Genomic DNA, 18,032 nt, shown 5'->3' with positions numbered 1-18,032 from the left:
CTCTGTCACAGGCTCAAACTGCCACCACCGCAGCCGGCACCGTCGACTGCGCATCGCCAGCACCTGCCAGGGCATGCCCAAGCAGCGCGCTCGACAGCGCATCGACGCGCACAGGGCACGGCGTGCTGCCAGGCTGACGGCGGTTGGACCAGACCAGGTAATCGGTATCGCCAGCAGGTGCGCCCACCGCCTGGTAAACCTCAGGCAGGATCGGCACATGGTCGCCAAAGAAGCACAGCAGCGCCTCGTTGGGTTGCTCCAGCAAGGTGTCGCGTAGCAGCCCCAGCATGCGATCGGCATTGGCGATATGCCGCAAGTACGGCGCCAGGTCTTTCATCCCCGCTTGCAGCGGGCGGTCGAACCAGGCCGGCAGCTCGGCGTCGGTAACGCTTTCAAGGTGCAACGGCCCATGGTTTTCCATGGTGATGGCATGGATGAACAGCGGCTGATCGCGGTCCTCCTCCTGCAGCAGTTGGCGGATCTTCTGCGCCACCGCGTAATCGCCAATGAACGGCCCGGCCTTCTGCGATTCATTGAACGCCCGCACATCGATGAACGCGTCGAACCCCAGCGCCGGCAAGACCTTGTCGCGTCCGTAGAAACTGCCCGCATAAGGGTGAATGCACACCGTCCGGTAGCCCTGCGCCCTAAGCGTCGAAGCAATGCTCGGCAGGCCTTGGCGCGCCAGTACCCGATAAGGATTGAAGCGGTGCACACCCAGCCGATCAGCCGCGATCCCGGTCAGGTAGGCAAACTCGGTACGCACCGTGTTAGCGCCCCAGGCCGCCACTTGCAGCTTGCCGTGCGCCAGCGACTCGCGCCCCAGCCGATCAAATTCGCTGAGCACCTCCGGCCGCACGCCAGCCCACAGCCCGCGCACATCAAAAAACGACTCGCTCTGCACCGAGACCAGATCAGGCAACCCAAGCGTACTCGGCCCCACCGAAGCCACCGCATCAAACTCCCGCTCGCGCAGCCCTTTCGAACCCACCACACCCCCTGTAGGAGCGGGCCTGCCCTGCGAAGAGGCCGCCCCAGCCCCCCCGCAATCCCCCGCAAACGGCGACCCCAACCGACCTCGGTCGACCGGCATCCGCGCCGCCCAAAAATACCGCCACAGGCTAGCCGCCAAGCCCCACTCACGCACATCCCGCTCGGCATCGAAGCTCGGCACCACCGCCCGCCGCCCCAACCGCACCAGACTCATCCCCACCGCCACCAGCAGCACCGCATCCAGCCGCGCCCCCGGCACTTCAAAGCTCAGTCCCGCCCACAGGTACACGACAAACCCCAGCGCCAGGCCCGCCGCCTTGGCATAGCCAAAAAACGGCAGGTACAAGCGCGGAAACTTCACCGCATCACTGAAGTACTCAAAGTCGGCGCACACAAACGGTTCGCGCAGCGAGTGGTACTTGGCATTGCTCACCAACACCACCAGCGTCCACAGCAGCAGCAGGTTGACCCCACTGAACAACGCCCGCCCGGTCAGCCCGTACAGCAGCCCGAAGCCCACGCACCACAGCCCCACATGCAGCAACCAGCAACTGGCCGGACGGCGCAGGGCAGGGCGGGGTATCAGCAGACGCTCGACCAGCACCGAAAGCACCAGGCCGGCCAACGCGACCGGCAGCAAAGACAAATCAATCACTGTACTTCAGCCCACGCAAAATCATCGAAGAGAGCCGCTGCGGAATCACCCCCAGCAGCCAGGTACCCAGGTTGAGCGGGAACGGAAAGCTGATTCGCGCCTGATTGGCCGCCAGCCCGCGCCGAATGCGCTTGGCCGCCTTCTCGGCAGTCCACAGAAACGGCTTGGGCCCCGGCATCTCGAAGCACATCTTCGATTCCACGTAGCCCGGCACGATCACATTGACCTTGACCCCTTCCGGCGCCAGCCAGTCACGGATCGCCTCGCCATACACCCGGATCGCCGCCTTGCTCGCACTGTAGGTCGGCGTTACCGGCAGCCCGCGCCAGCCCGCCAGCGAGCTGAACAGGCCGATCTGCCCATGGCCGCGGCTACGCATGGACGGCAACGCCGCTTCCACCGTGGCCAGTGCCGCCATCACATTGACCTCGAGCAGCGCCCGGCTGTCGTCCCAGCACTCGGCCTCGCCATTGGCGCCGACTGCCGTGTTGAGCCCGGCACCGACCAGCACCAGGTCTGGCTGCTCCTGCTCGCTGACCCGGCGGACCATGGCCCGCAGCGCGTCCAGGTCGCGCACGTCGAGCGCTTCGAGCAGCACCCGGGCGCCCAGGGCGCGGCATTCGCTGGCCATCTGTTCGAGGCGATCGAGGCGCCGGCCTTGCAGGATCAGGGTGACGCCGGGGGCGGCGTAGGCAGGGGCCAGGGCGCCGCCGATGCCGCCGGTGGCGCCGGTGATGAGGATGCAGCGGGGCGAAGCGGTGGGGTTCATAGGTATTTTTCGATTCTTGAAGTTTTCGCCATCAGCACTTCGAGGCAGTTGGCCACGGCCATGTCCATGCCGCAGGGCGTGTAGAAACCGCCGTTGACCTGGGTGGTGTGGATAACCGTGTTGCGAAAGCGCTGGAACAGCGTGTTGTCGGGCGCCTCGTGGTGCATCCAGAAGTCTTTCAGGTTGCCTTGGTGGGTCAAGCCCGGCATCGCGTAGATGGGGTCTGCCAAGGTGCAGGTCGGGCGATGGTGGAGTATCGCCGACGCCCCGGCCGTGCTGTTGACGGTGATCATCCCGGCAATGTGCGAGAGCAGCGTGGGCATATGACCGCTTTCGAGGAAATCGACCCGGTCGGCCACGTCGTACTTTTTCGCCAGTTGCTCAGTGATTTTCTGGTAGTTGACCAGGCCCGGTGTCAGCGGGTGGTTCTTGATCAGCAGGCGTGCTTCGAACGGAGCGTGCAGGGAGAACGAGTCGATGACGTGCTCGATTACCTGGGTCATGTTCTGGAATGGCGAGTGGTCACGGATCTGCGCATCGCTGTCGAGTTGCAGCGGCAGCAAGAACGTTGGCCGTCGCTCACGGGCGACCTCTGCCACCAACGCATCGTCATGGTTGCGTGCACGCAACAAGCGCAAGCCCTGGCGGATAAAACCGGCGTATTCCACTGCCGCGTTGAACGGCGCATGGGTACGGTAGCGCGGGAAGGCCAGCGCATTCAGCGCGCCGCCAGCGTGATACAGCACATCGTGCGTGGCACGCGCGGTAAACGACAGCTTGAAGGGGTTGCCGTTCTGGTAGCGCGGGATGTGCCTGCCGACTTCGCGATACCACTGCGGGTCACGCGGCAGGCGCGAGTGATTGTTTACGCCGTCGCGTTCCAGGGTCACCCAGTACGGGCGGAAGTAACCTTCCTCGAAGACATGAACGCGAATGCCCAGCAAGCGGGCCAAGGCCACTGCAGGTTGATGCACCGGGCGACAGTCGCCGAACAGCACCAGGTCGGTGATATCCAGCTCGCGGAATACCTGGGCGTACCAATCCCGCGCTTCCTCGAGGCGATTGGGGAAGCGCATGCGCGCGCCGTTGGCGCCATACATCACGTCGCCAACGTTGAAGCGCACGCTGTGCACGCGCTGGCCGATATCACGCAGGCCCTTGGCCAAGCGCTGGAAAAACGGTGAGCTGACGCCCTGCAAAAACAGGAAGTTGTGCTGCGGAATGCCTAACAGGGGACGACGCGTCGCCCTTGCACTCAGTTGGTCAGGCGCTTCATGCCCAACAAACTGCTCAAGCGTCGAATCAAGTCCTGCCATCGAGAGGTAGCTCCTGGCTGCGGGTTCAGCGCATGCCAATGTTGTAATTCGTAGAGAGTCTGTTCTGCCGTGGTGAAGCGGTTAGTGATCCGGCTCACGTAGGTGGGATATAGAAGCAAGGTGCCTGCCACTAACTGGTCCAGCGTTAGCTGACGGGTCCGGCGTGCCTGCAGCTGGGGTTGCAGGTCCATGTCGCGGGTGAGCCCCCAGCCGGCATAGAACGGCTGGCCATAGGTAGTCACCGGCACCCCGCGCAGCAATGCCTCGAAGCCCGATTGCGAGGTCAACACATGCACCTCGTCGACCACTTCCAGCAGCTGTTGCAGCGGCGTGTTGCCAATGACCTCGTCGCACCAGTCGACTGTCTGCGCTTCGTCATCACCCCGCTCACGGGTACCGGCCAGCACCTCCGGGTGCGGCTTGTACAGCACCCACGCCTGCGGGTTGTGCTCGCGCACCGCGCGCAGCAGTTGCAGGTTGCTGCGGATGCGATTGCCGCCAAAACGAATCGACGCATCCCCCTCTACCTGGCCGGTAACCAGGATCACCTGACGAGCCTCGGCCGGGCGCTGCCAATGCTCGCCGGGCAGGTTGTACTTGGTCAGCCCGGCGCGGCAGATTGCCAAACGCAAGGCTTCGGCGCGGGCCAGTAGGTCGGCGTTGAAGGGGTCGTTGGCGAGGATGTGCTCGAGCCGCGAAGGGCGGGTGGCGTCGTAGTAGATGCCCAAGTCGTCAACTACCCACGACAAGGGGCGGGTCTTGCCGGCGCCAAGGCCTACTGAACGGAGGAAACCGTCCTCGACGCGGTTGACCGGGAGGTGGTGATCTTGCAGGTCTTCATCGTGCTTGCAGCCCCACGTGACCACCGGCAGGTCGGTGCTGAGGTCGAGCTCAGGCTTGACGAAGCGGATCGCAGCGCCATTGAAGAACATGTCCGCCAGTGGCTCCTTCCAGCGGCTGAAACCGAGCATTTGCACGCTCTGCGGGAGTACGCTTCGGTGACGACGCTGCAGCCCGATCCAGGCCATCAGGACTTCAGGTGTGCACGGGGTGTTTCGTTCCGGGCATACGTAACGCGGATAGTCGACCAAGCTGGCATGGATTAATTGCGCCAGAGGCACTGGGTGGCGTCGCGACGGTGCTAGCAAGCGATCGTCAGTCAGGCCCCAGCCGGCATAAAACGGCATGCCCCAAGTGTGCACTGGCACATTCCACAACAGTGCATCGAAGCCTAGTTGTGAGGTCATGACGAAAACCGCGCGCATCCGCGGCAGCAGCTCGGCAGGATGGATATTTTCTGCCAGTACCCGTACGCGGGGATTGCTTGCCAGCGCGTCCAGGTCGAAGTGGCCGCTCTTGCGTCCGGCGACCACGTCGGGATGCACTTTGAGCAGGACCGTACTCTGCGGGTAGCGCGCCAGGGCAGCCTCAAGCATGGCCGCGAAGTCCTCGACTCCAGCGCCTTGCAGTGAAGCATCGGCGCAGGTCTGATCGGCGACCAGTACACAGTCATCGGGTAGCTGAGGCGTATCGATGCGCGCCTCGTTGTACTTGGAGATGCGCAGCGCTTGCCACTGCCCCTGAAGTGCCAAGGCCCTTTCGGTTTGCTGTGGCGTGAGAGGTGTGGCGATCAGTTGCTCGAGCCGTGACGGTTGGCTAGCGTCGTAGTAAACGCCAACATCATCGACGATCAGCGACAACGGCGGTTCGTCGGCGCCCAGTCCAACCGAACGCACGAAGCCGTCTTCCAGCGTGAGCACTGGCTTACCTGCTTTACGTGCCTCGGCCATGGCCTTGAGAGCACTGGGCTTGCGGCCCCAAGCCATTACCCAATCTGCTTTTTTTACATCTCCCGTCACGCCGTTGTGCAGCGCGTAATCGGGCAACAGAGCAGGCAAAGTGGTGATGAGCTGGGCGCCCTTGGACAGGACCAGCAAGCGCGGGAGAGGCAAAGCGTCATCCATAAACGTAGAGCGACGTTCCATGTGAAGAGGACAGCAAGGGCGAGCGCCCGTGAAGCCAATGAGGTGGAAAAAGATAGGGGCGGATCTTAATACAAATTCCCATTAGCAGTACGACTGTTGTGGAAAAATCGCATAGGAAGTTCGAGGATTCCGGCCAATCCCGACGGATGACATCACAATGATATCTATTCGCAGGAAGTCCGGGTCCGCAGTGGTGGCGTTTGGCTATCTTTAATGAGGCTTTAGCCCGAAGATCCAAGCTATTGGCGTTTGATCGGTGTGACTGGTGAAGTGAAGAAAGGTTCGCGATAGCGCCACATCACTCCGTGGTACGTCCATCTCTTAAAGTCTGAGTTGTGCATGAATCTGAATCCCGCCCCCCAACGTAACCTGTGGGAGCGGGCCTGACCGCGAAGCGCTGCAAAGCAGCCCGTAAGCAATCACCGCAGCACTAAGATGAAAGCCGTTAGCTAAGCCCCAAAAGAGCTCGGATGTGACACGTCTTCTACCGACTGTTACGGCTTCCCAAGCGCCATCTCCAGCAAATATTCGTACTTTTCTCGAAGCAGCACCATCCGGTCCCGGGCCTGATATTCCGCCACCGTCTCTGGGCGCAAGCAGTGAAAAAGTGCCGTCAACAGAAACACGTAGCGCAGATTCTCTTGCGCCTGCTCGCCATCGAATTTCGACGGCAAGGCTTCCCGATATGCCTCGACAAATTCCGCCTGGGCGGCGAGAAACACCGCCATGTCCTTACGACGGAACAGGCTGCCCAGGTAAGCCCCACCATCGAAGCCCACCCGACCGACCTTCACTTCACTCCAATCGATCAGGTGCAACTGCCCCTTGTCCACGAAGAGGTTCTTACGCAGATAGTCCATGTGGCTGATACAGCGCGGGCTGCGCCGTGCCTGTTCAGCCAATCGGCGGGTCAACGGCACGCAGCTCTTGAAGTGCTTAGCTAACCCGACAAACCGCTCATCTTCGCGCGCCAACTGCTCAAGGTTCGGCAGGCAACGGGAAAAATTGAAGCGTGGACGCAGCAGGAACCATGGTCGGAAGAAGTCCATGCTCCACCAGAGCGGCGTCTTGGCCAATGGCTGCGCTTCCAGGTAGTCATGGCTAAGGGTTTCAAGCTCAGCGATGCCTGCTGCCAATTTTTGGGCAATGGCGTGCATGCGAGGTGGTTTGCCCCGCACAAACTCAGTAAAGATCAGGCTTTCCCATGGGGTTTCGACTACGCCCAAACACCCGGGATAATGAAAGTGCGCACTGCCCGCGAGCATGCCTTCGGCGCGGTGAAAGCGCGCCTCCTGACTGCCAATGAGCGCCATCTTGCGGATCGACTTTTCCACCAGCTCTACAGGATTACCGGTAATCGGGTCGTTCAAGCGATGGTGGCGTACGTAGTTGACGAACGAGGCATTTGAAGCGAGGTCTTCGCTAGTGATGTTCAGCGGCTGCCCGACCCACTGGGGCAACAGGGCGCGAAGGTGATCGTCGAGTGGTGCACGTTGCCAGCGGTAGAGCGTCTTGCTCGATGCAGGCGGGGAAGGAGGGGAAGTCATAACATTCAATCTGGCAAAGCCGTACGTCCGATGTGTAGCGATTGAGGGGGCCGTATGCTGCGGCATATGGGAGTGGCGTACAACGAAAAGATTCAACGAAGCGGGTGATTTGCAATGGCCATCACTCGGATTCCGCAGGCTCCGGCCATCTTGAAGCTAAAAATTGACAGTCAGGTGAGACCGTTCAGTCAGTTTAAGTCCCCAGGCACACATACGGACTTTGCTTAGCTATCTAAACACCTTACCATTCCCCGCCTCGTAATTAGCACCAATCGTCAGGGACGAATATGAACCACCTCAACATCGCCAAAGAAGCCCTAATCGCTCAGGCCCAAGCCGTTACGCAGATGGCCGATCGCCTCAATGGCGAATTCCAGAGTGCAGTCGAACTGATCCTTGGTTGCCAGGGGCGTACCGTGGTCTGTGGGATGGGTAAATCTGGGCTGATTGGCCAGAAGATGGTCGCCACCTTTGCTTCCACCGGCACTCCGAGCTTCTTCTTGCATCCTGCTGAAGCCTTCCATGGCGACCTCGGCATGCTCAAGCCTATCGACGTGCTGATCCTCATCAGCTACAGCGGCGAGACCGAAGAGCTGATCAAGCTGATCCCAAGCCTGAAGTCGTTCGGCAACAAGTTCATTGCCATGACAGGCAACGGTAAGTCCACCCTGGCCAAGCACGCCGATATCTGGCTCGATATCTCGGTCGAACGTGAGGTTTGCCCGAATAACCTGGCCCCGACCACGTCGACCTTGGCCACCATGGCCATGGGTGATGCCCTTGCCGTGGCCATCATCGAAGCGATTCAATTCAAACCTATGGATTTCGCCCGCTACCACCCCGGTGGCAGCCTGGGTCGCAAGCTGCTCACCCGCGTGCGTGATGTGATGCACTCGCCAGCGCCTGTTGTCACGCCTGAAACCAGTTTCCATGATTGCTTGTTGGTGATGACCCGCAGCCGTCTTGGCCTGACAGTAGTTATGGACGATGAGAAACTGGTGGGGATTGTTACGGACGGTGACCTGCGCCGTGCATTGCTGAGTAATGAGGGTGTTATTCATGAGACTGTTTCGCAGTTTATGACGATTAATCCTCATACTATTGGTGAGGATGCACAGCTGTCTGAGGCTGAAGTTTATATGCGCGATAATAAGGTTCGTGCTTTGGCTGTAAAGGATGAGGCTAATGCCGTTGTGGGTGTCGTGGAGATTTTTGACTAATAGCCATTGTGACTATGTGAAAGGTCGCTACTCTTCGCCTAACTCAACATTGAGCGCGAGAGTTGGATTAGTTTTAGTTTAAGGTCTTTGCTACTTCGCTGTTTCATAGCCAGGCTTTCTCCATCTTGTGGTGATAGCCTGGCATGATCAGTGCAAAATCCTCAGGGTTGAGCGACACCCTACCTTATTGGACTAGTTGATGTCTGTACGCCCTCCGGTTTCGTAATCTTTTCCAAAAAGCACTGAATCAGACTCGATTTAGAGCTTTTTAGGATTGGTTTATTAATATCCATTCCAGTGTGAATGATTTCATAGGTTTAACCGAAGCTAGGATGTGAGTGGTCGCTTGTGATTAGAAGTAGTGATCTGTTTTCGGCTATCAGAAAACCGCTATGATCTGGAAAAATTGAATTTCCCAAGAACACTTATGAAACATACCATTGAATACCGTTAGCTGAAGGGTTTTCTGAGGGGCGGAGGGTTGCGTTTCAGGTGAATATTGGTCAGAGCATCATAAAGAATCTGATTTGATTGTCTTTCATGATGATTTGGAAATAGAAGGGAATGCTGCTTGTCCAGTAGTAGGCAACAATGTTAGCTCCTTGGGGTCTTTAGCTTTCTTCGATCCCCATTCCTGCCAAAGTCGCGAATTGAAAGATATTGCTATATGCGCGTATAAACCTCGTAGGGCGGCACCCATAATAAATGGGCGATTAAATCCATTTTTACGTTCGGAAAATTTTGCTTTGCATGACGAGAGGTAATGTCCCTAGATAAAGCGACCAAATAAATCGAAAAAAGTAACCGTCGGGTATGATGATTGGGTCGCCGAGAATGTCGTTCTAGGTCGGAATATTACTATTGGTAATGGCGCTGTAATTGTAGGGGCAGTCGTATAAAATAGTAGGTGGTAATCCAGTCCGGGAAATAAAGTCTAGATTTCCCGAGGTGATAAGAAATTTGTTGCTTGAATAATCTTTTGGTGTCGTTCGTGGTTGTAAGAGTTTACGCAAAGATGTTGTTGACACCCTAGCTTTGGGGGTTAGGGGTAATTCTACATTAGACGCCTTCGTTTAGAAATATGAGAAACGATCAACGCGAGCAAGCGGGGACAAAGGCGGGGCATCTCGCTTTACCGGTTGAACATGTTGTTGATCATCGTATGCCCGTGTTGTCAATATAGAGTGACTGATCAGTGATGGATCAGTTGAGGGGCGATGAGGGTCTTCTCGATTAGAGAAGGCAATTTATTGCTCTGAGCTCTTGTTCCGGCGATCAAATAGTAGACATAATACGCACTAACCAAATCAGTCATGGACGAAATTTAATGTCTGGCGAATTTCATGAACACTCCCAAATTGTTCAAGTGGTATCGGTACTAAATAAGCTGTCTTCTCAGTCAGGAGGGGTTACTCGCGTCGCCATGGCAAGGGCTAAAATGCTCTCTGAAAGCGGTCTGAGATCGATTATTGCCACGGCTGAGTATGACCCGTCGCTGTTAAATTCAGTGAAGACGCTTAGAGAAGATGGAAGGCTTGGGCAATCAGTTGCAGTAGTGAATTTCTTTTCTTATTACTCGATAATTTCTCGGGTAGGCGGAGATAAAGCGCAGTTCAGTGATCTCTTTGTAAAGCCAGATATTGTTGAGCTTGAAAGGACATCAAGATATATAGGGTTAACAGGATTTCGCACGTCAGAATATGTTGACTCAAATGGCCGTGTCTTTGCTCGAGAAATAATAAACTCTGAAAATCAGGTGGTGAGTTTCCAGCTTGATCTTCCTGGTCGTCAAGTTATGAATTTCAAGACTAGAGATGATGCATATGTTTTTTGGTTAAACGAGATAGCGAAATTTGGAGCGTCTACGGTTTTAATTGCTGATGCATCCACTAAGGCCGGAACTGTATCAAAAGTTACAGCTAAAAATGCACGGAAAGTTTTAACTCTACACGGTAATCATTTTGCAAAGCCATATGTGTATGGTAGTCCTATCACCGTGGTAAGTGGAAGGATTTTAGCGCATGCTCGCTTCGCGGACTCGCTGGTCCTGTTAACTAATGCTCAAATGGTGGATGTTGAGAGGCAATTTCAAAGCCTAAAAGATGTCAGAGTTATTCCTAACTCAGTAAGCATAGAATCAAAACCGCAGACCACGCGCATGGCTAAGCGCTTTGTGGTCGTTTCTCGGTTAGAAACTGTCAAAAATATTGACATGATAATCCGGGCATTTCGACTTGCTTTGGACAGATGTGGTGATTTATATCTAGAGATTTGGGGACATGGGTCTAGAGAAAACGAAATACAATCATTGATAGATGCTAGTGCTCTTTCAGATCATGTCAAACTCAAAGGTTATGCTAACCCGGTATCTCACGTATTTGCACAGGCGCGCGGTTCTATTTCTGCTTCAGTCTCTGAGGGTTTTGGTCTAAGTATTCTCGAGTCTATGTCATTTGGCTGTCCGGTAATTTCACTGTCATCGAATTATGGGCCGGTAGAGATAATTAAAAATGAAGTGAACGGGTATCTTGTCAATGGTGAGGTGGAAATGGCGGATAGAATAGTCCGCTTGGCTAGCGATGATGATAAATTCACGGTGATGTCTGAGGCTAGTATTAAATCGGCTCTCGAGTATGCTCCAAATGTGATTACGGAGAAGTGGTTGACGCTCGTCAGTGATTTAACGTCAAAGGATTGGCCTTCCAATGAAATAAAATATTCTGAAAGAATGCGGAATGAGTTTTCTAGTGTCGCAGGGAATATTATTATTGCCGCCGCATCTGCTGAAGAGATTGAAGGTTATCGTAGGCTTGAAGTGCTTCGGGTTGATAGGTCAAGAAAATGGAAAGATCAGGCGTGCTTAGTTGAGTCAGGAATTTACGATATAAGTTCTATTGCATATGACGAAAATAAGCGAGTGATTGTTAAGTTTTCCCAAGGTGATTATGTTTATAATGGAGTGGTTCCTGCCGGCTCCGTAGAGTTTAGGTTTAGCTGCTAATAATTTGAAGAATTAGCTTGGTGAGGCTTATGCGATGTCCGCACTGAAGTGTCGGATTGCTATGCATTGCACTACTTGAGCGTGCGGTTAGCTAATATTGTATTGATAGTGCTTAAATAAAAATTATAGGAAGATAAATGCTAGGTGGTTAAAGTATATTATATAGATTTCTATATTGAAGTCGTTACCTGGATTGCTGGCTAATCCAGGTAACGCTGAGGTGGATCGACGGTAAGCTAATTTTTAAGATATAATAATTATATTTATTGAGCCATCTTTGCCATTACTTTAGCGTACGCATCAGCGCTCCCAAGTACGGCATCTTTTCCCTGAGCAATTAGGATCGCATCAGCTAGTTCACGGAATGCCCCAGTGCCGCCGGCAGCAGCAAGTGATTGTGTTGCTGCAGCCTTCACGTATACAGGTGCATCTGCAACGGCAAATGACATACCGCAAGCTATGAACGCAGGGAGGTCTATGCAATCATCACCAATGCATGCAGTTTGATCTTTCGTCACGCAGGCTTGTTGCATTAACTCTTTGCAAGCGGCTAGCTTATCTTTAACCCCAAACTGGCAGAGCGTAATTCCCAAGTCTGCAACGCGCTTACGTAGTGCTTCAGAATCCCGCCCGGATAATACCGCCACGCGGACGCCATTTTCTTCCAGTAACCGCATCCCCATACCATCACGAACATGGAAGCGTTTGACACATTCGCCCGTAGCATCGTAATAGATGCCACCATCTGTTAGTACGCCATCCACGTCAGTTATAACCAGACGGATATCTGAGAGTTTCGGCTTAGGTGTTGGAGATTGCCCCTCAAATAGCTTGCGCACTATTTCTAGGCATTCAGGGGTGTCCACTCCTGGACCAGTAGGTTCCACGATGAATGCCCGGATACAATAACCGGCCGCCATCAATCGCAACTGTTCCAGCTTTTCTGCATGCTCCATCATGGGCTGGGGAAGGCTGGAGTACTCAGCGAGCACATGGCGTCGATATGCATAAACGCCTACATGCTTTAGATATGTCGCCACAGTACTGTCGCGAGGGTATGGGATTGGAGAGCGGCTGAAGTACAACGCATTACCGTTGTGGGCTAGTACTACTTTGACAGTATTCGGATTGTGCGATTCATCCGCATTGATTGGATGGCACAAGGTTCCAACATTAACCGAGGCGTCAGCAAGCATACCGGCCGCCAAGGTTTTTATGTCCAGCGGACGTACTAAAGGCTCATCCCCTTGCAGATTGATGTAGATATCTGCATCAATTTTGGTCATTACTTCAGCAAGGCGGTCAGTTCCGGATGGATGATTCGGTGAGGTCATTATGCACTTGCCACCGAAACCGAGAACAACATCGGCGACTCGCTCGTCATCAGTGGCTACCACTACAGTTTGTGCATTCGTCACTTGCAGTGCACGCTCGTAAACGTGTTGCACCATCGGTTTCCCAGCAATGTCGGCTAGTGGCTTACCAGGTAGACGGGTCGAGCCATAGCGGGCTGGGATGATGATCGCTACCCGTTGTTCAGGAGTTGCCATACTCTCAGTCCTCATTGCCAAGACTTACGAAATCACCAGAGGGGTAAAAGACTTGACAAGATCGTCCAGTGCTTTGATCTGCGCGAGAAAAGGTTCAAGTTTATCCAAGGGCAGGGCGCTTGGGCCGTCACATTTCGCATGATTCGGGTTAGGGTGCGCTTCCAGGAACAGGCCAGCAAGACCTACACCCATTCCAGCGCGTGCCAAGTCGACGACCTGATCACGACGTCCGCCGGAAGCTGCTCCAGATGGATCGCGATTCTGAAGAGCGTGCGTTACATCGAAAATGATGGGCAGGTTTTCGCAAGTACGTTTCATTACTCCGAAACCTAGCATGTCGACAATCAGATTGTCGTAGCCCATGCATGTGCCGCGATCGCATAAAATAAGCTGGTCGTTACCCGCTTCCTTGAACTTGTGCACAATATTTTGTACTTGTGATGGGCTCAAGAACTGAGGTTTTTTAATGTTAATGGGTTTGCCAGTCTTAGCTAGCGCAACTACAAGGTCAGTCTGGCGAGCTAGGAATGCTGGTAGTTGTAGTACATCTACTACTTCGGCAACAGGAGCGACCTGATAGATTTCGTGGACATCGGTGATGATCGGAACACCAAATTCGGCTTTTACTTTCTCGAAAATTCGCAGGCCTTCTTCCATGCCTGGACCACGATAAGAATGGATCGAAGAGCGGTTAGCTTTGTCAAAGCTAGCCTTGAAAACGTAAGGGATACCCAGTTTCTCGGTTACACGAACGTATTCGGCGCAAGCTGTCAATGCGAGCTCTTCGGACTCTAGGACATTAATGCCCCCGAAGAGAACGAATGGTTTGGAGTTTGAGCATTCGATGGAGGAAGTGATGTTGATCATGGTTGCAAGTTCTCATCTAAATTTGTTTGTGAAGCACACAACTCGGTGCCTCACGTGGCCTACATAGCTATTACCAATCAGTTTGTCAGTCAAGCCATTGTTTCAACCGGTCGTGAATAGCGGCGCTATCATCACTCCCCATTGAATAGCTATTGACGTAGTAATGCAGTAAGTGCTGTGTACGCTCGCGGTCGAATTCAAGGTCTTGAGTCAATGTGAGCTTCAACTGTTCAATGGACTTAGGCTGCGCTGAAACCGCATAAGAGTAATCGCACTCTCCGGTAACAACTACAGGGCGACCGTGCAAAAGTGCTTCAAGTCCTACACCTGAGTTGACAGTGAATACAGCTTTAGCTCCCGATATTAAGTCGTGCACTGATGCGTCAGAAATCTCGATTGCATTGGATTTCAGTAGCGTTTCGAGTGTGTTCTGTACTGTCATGCTGTTGCAATATGGATGGCGCTTAACACGAACTTTAGTTTTGCTGCCTCGATAATGCTCTGCTACAGTTTGCACGAGCTCTGCACCGGTAACGTATGCTAGAGCTGCTACAGTGTCAGTTGGAATTTGCAGTGCTACAAAAACATATTCGTCTTCGAACGATACACGCTCAACTGTTTGTGAATATTTCGAAATGTTATTCTGAACGTAGATTCTGTAAAGATCACGCTCGGTTTGTTGAAGAATTTCTGCTGAATACGCTCTTCTAGCCTGCTCAATTGGATCGTGAATTGTCGACAGTGAGGAGTAGCCAGCGAATCCTTGATGATCCATACTGCAGCGTCCAGCCAACGGAACCTCTTGAATATGCAGGTGCTTAACGTTGTATGGTGCGTTAGTGTGATAGCTTACAACTCGAGCACCAGGGATGCGTGGATCGTGATTTCGCCAGTTCCACTGGTGTCGTGGAACCAGGATCAGGTCGGTTCGACTCATCAGATAGTCGTAAACGTTACCCAAGAAAGCTCGAACAGTTGCATAGCTAGGCTTTACTTCATTCGGAGCTGCAAAGAAAACTGTAGGGATAAACACCTCAACAGTTTTGGATAAGTCAATGCTATTTGGGTCGACGTCCACCATCACGCCATTTTTAATGCCGTATAGATGTGGCGACGTTTCATTGGTAGTTGCTATTTCAATAAGTGGTCGAATTTTTCTAATTTGATCCGTGACGGCTTCGAGCCAGGCTTTATTTCCACTACTTACAGGTTGCTTGCCGTTATTGTTGCGTTTTACAATCGCTTGAGCTTCGTTTATCCAGCGGCACTTCACTGCAACCTTGACTTGGTCGTCAGGATTAATACCTTTACGGCCAGTTTCTGCTGCAAGCAAGGCCCGTGCATTACCCCTAGCGGACCGAATGCTGTGTGCTAGGTCCGGGAAGAAAGGCGTCGCCCGGTTGATCATTGGCATGAACTTCATCAAGACTTCTTGAGGAAACAGCAAGATATTCGACAGCGTCTCGCGTGCTGGCTCAAACAGCGCGTGATCGATTTCAAAGGAAAGTCTCTTAACTGATCCGTATGATGGATAGAGCGCTTGACTTGCACACAAATAAGAGTAGGAACGAGCGGTTTGAGCGTCATCTCGCAGGATGTCACTAATACGCATCAGTAACAGTCGCTCGGAAGGAAATTCTACCTGGGCGGCCAGTAGTACATCGTATGCCGCCCTCTGATTACGAGATGCTTGATAAGCTTTAGCCAGCATCAATCTGTAATTCAGCCGGGATGAAATCCTATCCGGAAAGGAAAGGATTGCCTCTATCAACTTATCATTCAGATTTAATTGATGATAAGTGCGCGCGAGGATGTTGTAATTTGTTGAATTAGATGGGTCGGCATTGATTGCGGATTTAGCTTGTTCCGCAATGATGTTGAGCCAAGATAAATCATTCCCTGCCATAAGAAGCGATTGCTCAAGATCCTGCTCTGTCAATTGAGCCTTTGGTTTCTTAACGACGGATTTTTTCGAGCTTTTGGAGGGTTTTAGGCGATGCGAACGCAGAGCCTCTGAAACTGGGCCGCAGGAGGGGGCGAGCTTCAGTACTGCCACTGCCTCATCGGTATTTCCCTGGTGAGCTAAAACCTTAGCTTTTTCAAGATAGCCAAAAGAATTCGCTGGGAACTTATCAATTGCATACGTCGCGAAGCGTAGAGCTGCTTCATTATCATTTTGTGAATTAGCTGAAGCTACTGCTCTTCTCAGTTGGCTCAATGAAACATCGAGCTGTAGCAACCTGTCAGTGAATGCAAGGCTTGCTCGATGCGCACCTATTTTTGACAAAAGAAAGATTGCTTTTACAATTAAGTTTCGCTGAATGGATAGCATTATTTCACTACGCTCTGCTTTTTCTTAGCAATGGCCAGCTGTCGCTTTGTTGTGTAAAATTCTTTAAGCTCTTTACGAACATAAATTTGAGGCTGGCTTGGGATGTACTTGCCCTTCCAAAGCTGAATCAATGCGTCGTGAGCTAGGCTTAGCGAATCGTTAGTGGCGGTAAATAACTCGGTCCGCAGCGGCTCATACCCACTTATGTATTTGTGTGGGTTGTTGGCCAGCTCGGAAATTCCTGAATGCAAGTGCTCTGGAGAACTTATGCGAAGGCCGAGTTCATCTCTGCGGGAGTATTCAAGACTATAATCATCAATCTTTTTGCCCCCCATTTGATCATCAAGATCGGCTTCAAGGAGTGCTATGGGTTTCCTGCAGTACATAGCGTCGAAGATTGCTCCACTATAGTCGGAAATTACTATGTCGGAGACAGCTAATAACTCTAGGAGGTCATCATTAGCTCCGAAGTGGCGAATGCTGCCGGAAGCAATTTTACCCTTGCGATCCGCCTCTAGAAGCTGAGTGTTATGATGCATCTTGGTGAGGACGTTGAAGTTTTCAGCCAAAGCGTAAATTGCATCTATGTACTGATCTACACTAGAAAGGTCACCCCACGTGGGCAGATATAGAACAGTTTTCTTATCAGGGTTTAGCTTGTCAGCAAGCTTACGTTTAGCCTGACTATGAAATTCTTCTCGGTGCCAGTCGTCATATCGAGGATTACCCGTTGCTGCAGTCGGGCTAAAATAATCAATACGTTTGGATGCATACGGGCCGTAAGTCAGGCAGAGGTCTGCAAACGCTCTCCAAGGCCCATAGTTGTGAGGTTCTTTAGCATACCCGTATTGAATCATTGCAATTTTCGATTTCTCGAATGTCTCAATACGGGAAAAAGGCGTTTGACATACGATGATGTCAAAAACCCCGTCCAGAGTTGGCATTTTGGCCCTGTCCCAAACCATTATAGGTGTTGCAGGGTTTTTTAAAACTTCCTCACTAAATTCATCGATGAAGTCCTTTCTTTTTTCGATGACAAAGCAGGCGCCAGGGAAAGTGCTCGCAAGCTTTTGAATATGAAGAAATTGGAAAGGGTTCCAGCCGATGAAACCAACCCTTGGCAATTTATCCATATTTTTTGATCTCTGCGATCAATTGAGTGGTGGAAATACCATCTGTACGCGGTAGGTAAATAACTTCGCAGAGAGACTTGAATTCGTCAAAGCGCCCCTCCCAGTCGTTACCCATGACAAGTACGTCAGCTCCGAACTCCTTGATGTATTCACCTTTTAATTCAAGGGACTCTTCAAGAAATACTTGGTCTACGCATGCTAGCGAAGCGATAATGTCGCGTCGTTCGGTCTCTGGATAAACTGGGTTGCGTTGTTTTTTCGAATAGTTGAGTGCGTCAGAAGATACGCCCACTACCAGTCTGTCACCTTGTTCGCGAGCGCGCTGAAGAATTCGGACGTGACCAATGTGCAGTACGTCGAATGTTCCGAAGGTGATCACTGTTCTCATAACTATCCCTATCGTTAGCGATTCTGAAGCAATAGATAATGTAGGAGGCACGCAAGTTCGAAGCTTCTACTGGTGTGAACAAGTTAGTGCGTGCGTCTCCCAAATAAAAATACGGCTTCGTTTTCGAAGCCGTTATTGGTAATTGCTACTCGGCTTAATCAGTCAGTGCCAAGTTTAAAGGTAAACCGATTCTTGAAGATTTTACCTTTGAACGGTGCGTCACCGTCAGTAAACGTCAGACGATACCAACCGCGTTTAGCATCGAAACTGGCACTG

Annotated in this window: 12 protein-coding genes; 2 read left to right on the top strand and 10 right to left on the bottom strand. The window is 52.7% G+C overall.

Going from position 1 to position 18,032, the window contains the following annotated elements; all coding sequences use genetic code 11:
- Positions 1–13: 13 nt before the first annotated feature.
- From J3B00_RS22145 to J3B00_RS22125, 5 genes are all read right to left on the bottom strand, one after another.
- Complete coding sequence (locus J3B00_RS22145; protein ID WP_209875084.1) at positions 14–1,633, bottom strand: LTA synthase family protein; 1,620 nt, start codon at positions 1,631–1,633, stop codon at positions 14–16.
- 7 nt (positions 1,634–1,640) lie between these two features.
- The gene (locus tag J3B00_RS22140; protein ID WP_209871965.1) at positions 1,641–2,417 is read right to left on the bottom strand and encodes an SDR family NAD(P)-dependent oxidoreductase; all 777 of its coding nucleotides are present in this window, start codon (positions 2,415–2,417) and stop codon (positions 1,641–1,643) included.
- Complete coding sequence (locus J3B00_RS22135; RefSeq protein WP_209871962.1) at positions 2,414–3,733, bottom strand: capsular biosynthesis protein; 1,320 nt, start codon at positions 3,731–3,733, stop codon at positions 2,414–2,416. The genes J3B00_RS22140 and J3B00_RS22135 overlap by 4 nt, the downstream gene beginning before the upstream one ends.
- A complete protein-coding gene (locus tag J3B00_RS22130; protein WP_209871960.1) occupies positions 3,673–5,697 on the bottom strand; it encodes a capsular polysaccharide biosynthesis protein in 2,025 nt (674 codons plus the stop codon). Before J3B00_RS22130 ends, J3B00_RS22135 begins: the two co-directional genes overlap by 61 nt.
- 515 nt (positions 5,698–6,212) lie before the next feature.
- A complete protein-coding gene (locus J3B00_RS22125) occupies positions 6,213–7,331 on the bottom strand; it encodes a phosphotransferase (RefSeq protein ID WP_245362605.1) in 1,119 nt (372 codons plus the stop codon).
- 221 nt (positions 7,332–7,552) lie between these two features.
- Between J3B00_RS22125 and J3B00_RS22120 the strand changes: the two genes are divergently transcribed.
- On the top strand, positions 7,553–8,485 hold the full coding sequence (locus J3B00_RS22120; RefSeq protein ID WP_209871958.1) for a KpsF/GutQ family sugar-phosphate isomerase: 933 nt from the start codon (positions 7,553–7,555) through the stop codon (positions 8,483–8,485).
- Between the two features lie 1,327 nt (positions 8,486–9,812).
- Positions 9,813–11,486: a glycosyltransferase gene (locus J3B00_RS22115; RefSeq protein ID WP_209871956.1), complete on the top strand. Its 1,674-nt coding sequence runs from the start codon at positions 9,813–9,815 to the stop codon at positions 11,484–11,486.
- A 263-nt stretch (positions 11,487–11,749) separates the two neighbouring features.
- Here the strand turns inward: J3B00_RS22115 and kdsB are convergent, their stop codons facing one another.
- From kdsB to J3B00_RS22090, 5 genes are all read right to left on the bottom strand, one after another.
- Positions 11,750–13,036 (bottom strand): 3-deoxy-manno-octulosonate cytidylyltransferase, encoded by a 1,287-nt coding sequence (kdsB, locus tag J3B00_RS22110; RefSeq protein WP_209871954.1) that lies wholly within the window; start codon positions 13,034–13,036, stop codon positions 11,750–11,752.
- 24 nt (positions 13,037–13,060) lie between these two features.
- On the bottom strand, positions 13,061–13,903 hold the full coding sequence (gene kdsA, locus J3B00_RS22105) for a 3-deoxy-8-phosphooctulonate synthase (RefSeq protein WP_209871951.1): 843 nt from the start codon (positions 13,901–13,903) through the stop codon (positions 13,061–13,063).
- 85 nt (positions 13,904–13,988) lie between these two features.
- Positions 13,989–16,235, bottom strand: coding sequence for a capsule biosynthesis protein (locus tag J3B00_RS22100; RefSeq protein WP_209871948.1), 2,247 nt, complete (start codon positions 16,233–16,235; stop codon positions 13,989–13,991).
- Complete coding sequence (locus J3B00_RS22095; protein ID WP_209871946.1) at positions 16,235–17,368, bottom strand: CDP-glycerol glycerophosphotransferase family protein; 1,134 nt, start codon at positions 17,366–17,368, stop codon at positions 16,235–16,237. The genes J3B00_RS22100 and J3B00_RS22095 overlap by 1 nt, the downstream gene beginning before the upstream one ends.
- A complete protein-coding gene (locus J3B00_RS22090) occupies positions 17,361–17,756 on the bottom strand; it encodes a pantoate--beta-alanine ligase (protein WP_209871944.1) in 396 nt (131 codons plus the stop codon). The genes J3B00_RS22095 and J3B00_RS22090 overlap by 8 nt, the downstream gene beginning before the upstream one ends.
- Positions 17,757–18,032: the final 276 nt, after the last annotated feature.

The sequence above is a fragment of the Pseudomonas sp. BP8 genome, from assembly GCF_017875955.1.
Lineage (GTDB): Bacteria > Pseudomonadota > Gammaproteobacteria > Pseudomonadales > Pseudomonadaceae > Aquipseudomonas.
This window is presented reverse-complemented; position numbering and strand designations above follow the sequence as displayed.

Bases quoted from the DNA above. Each gene is read 5' to 3' on its own strand.
- J3B00_RS22140 (WP_209871965.1), bottom strand. From the start codon at position 2,417: ATGAACCCCACCGCTTCGCCCCGCTGCATCCTCATCACCGGCGCCACC.
- J3B00_RS22135 (WP_209871962.1), bottom strand. From the start codon at position 3,733: ATGGCAGGACTTGATTCGACGCTTGAGCAGTTTGTTGGGCATGAAGCG.
- J3B00_RS22130 (WP_209871960.1), bottom strand. From the start codon at position 5,697: ATGGATGACGCTTTGCCTCTCCCGCGCTTGCTGGTCCTGTCCAAGGGC.
- J3B00_RS22125 (WP_245362605.1), bottom strand. From the start codon at position 7,331: ATGCCGCAGCATACGGCCCCCTCAATCGCTACACATCGGACGTACGGC.
- J3B00_RS22120 (WP_209871958.1), top strand. From the start codon at position 7,553: ATGAACCACCTCAACATCGCCAAAGAAGCCCTAATCGCTCAGGCCCAA.
- J3B00_RS22115 (WP_209871956.1), top strand. From the start codon at position 9,813: ATGTCTGGCGAATTTCATGAACACTCCCAAATTGTTCAAGTGGTATCG.
- kdsB (WP_209871954.1), bottom strand. From the start codon at position 13,036: ATGGCAACTCCTGAACAACGGGTAGCGATCATCATCCCAGCCCGCTAT.
- kdsA (WP_209871951.1), bottom strand. From the start codon at position 13,903: ATGATCAACATCACTTCCTCCATCGAATGCTCAAACTCCAAACCATTC.
- J3B00_RS22100 (WP_209871948.1), bottom strand. From the start codon at position 16,235: ATGCTATCCATTCAGCGAAACTTAATTGTAAAAGCAATCTTTCTTTTG.
- J3B00_RS22095 (WP_209871946.1), bottom strand. From the start codon at position 17,368: ATGGATAAATTGCCAAGGGTTGGTTTCATCGGCTGGAACCCTTTCCAA.
- J3B00_RS22090 (WP_209871944.1), bottom strand. From the start codon at position 17,756: ATGAGAACAGTGATCACCTTCGGAACATTCGACGTACTGCACATTGGT.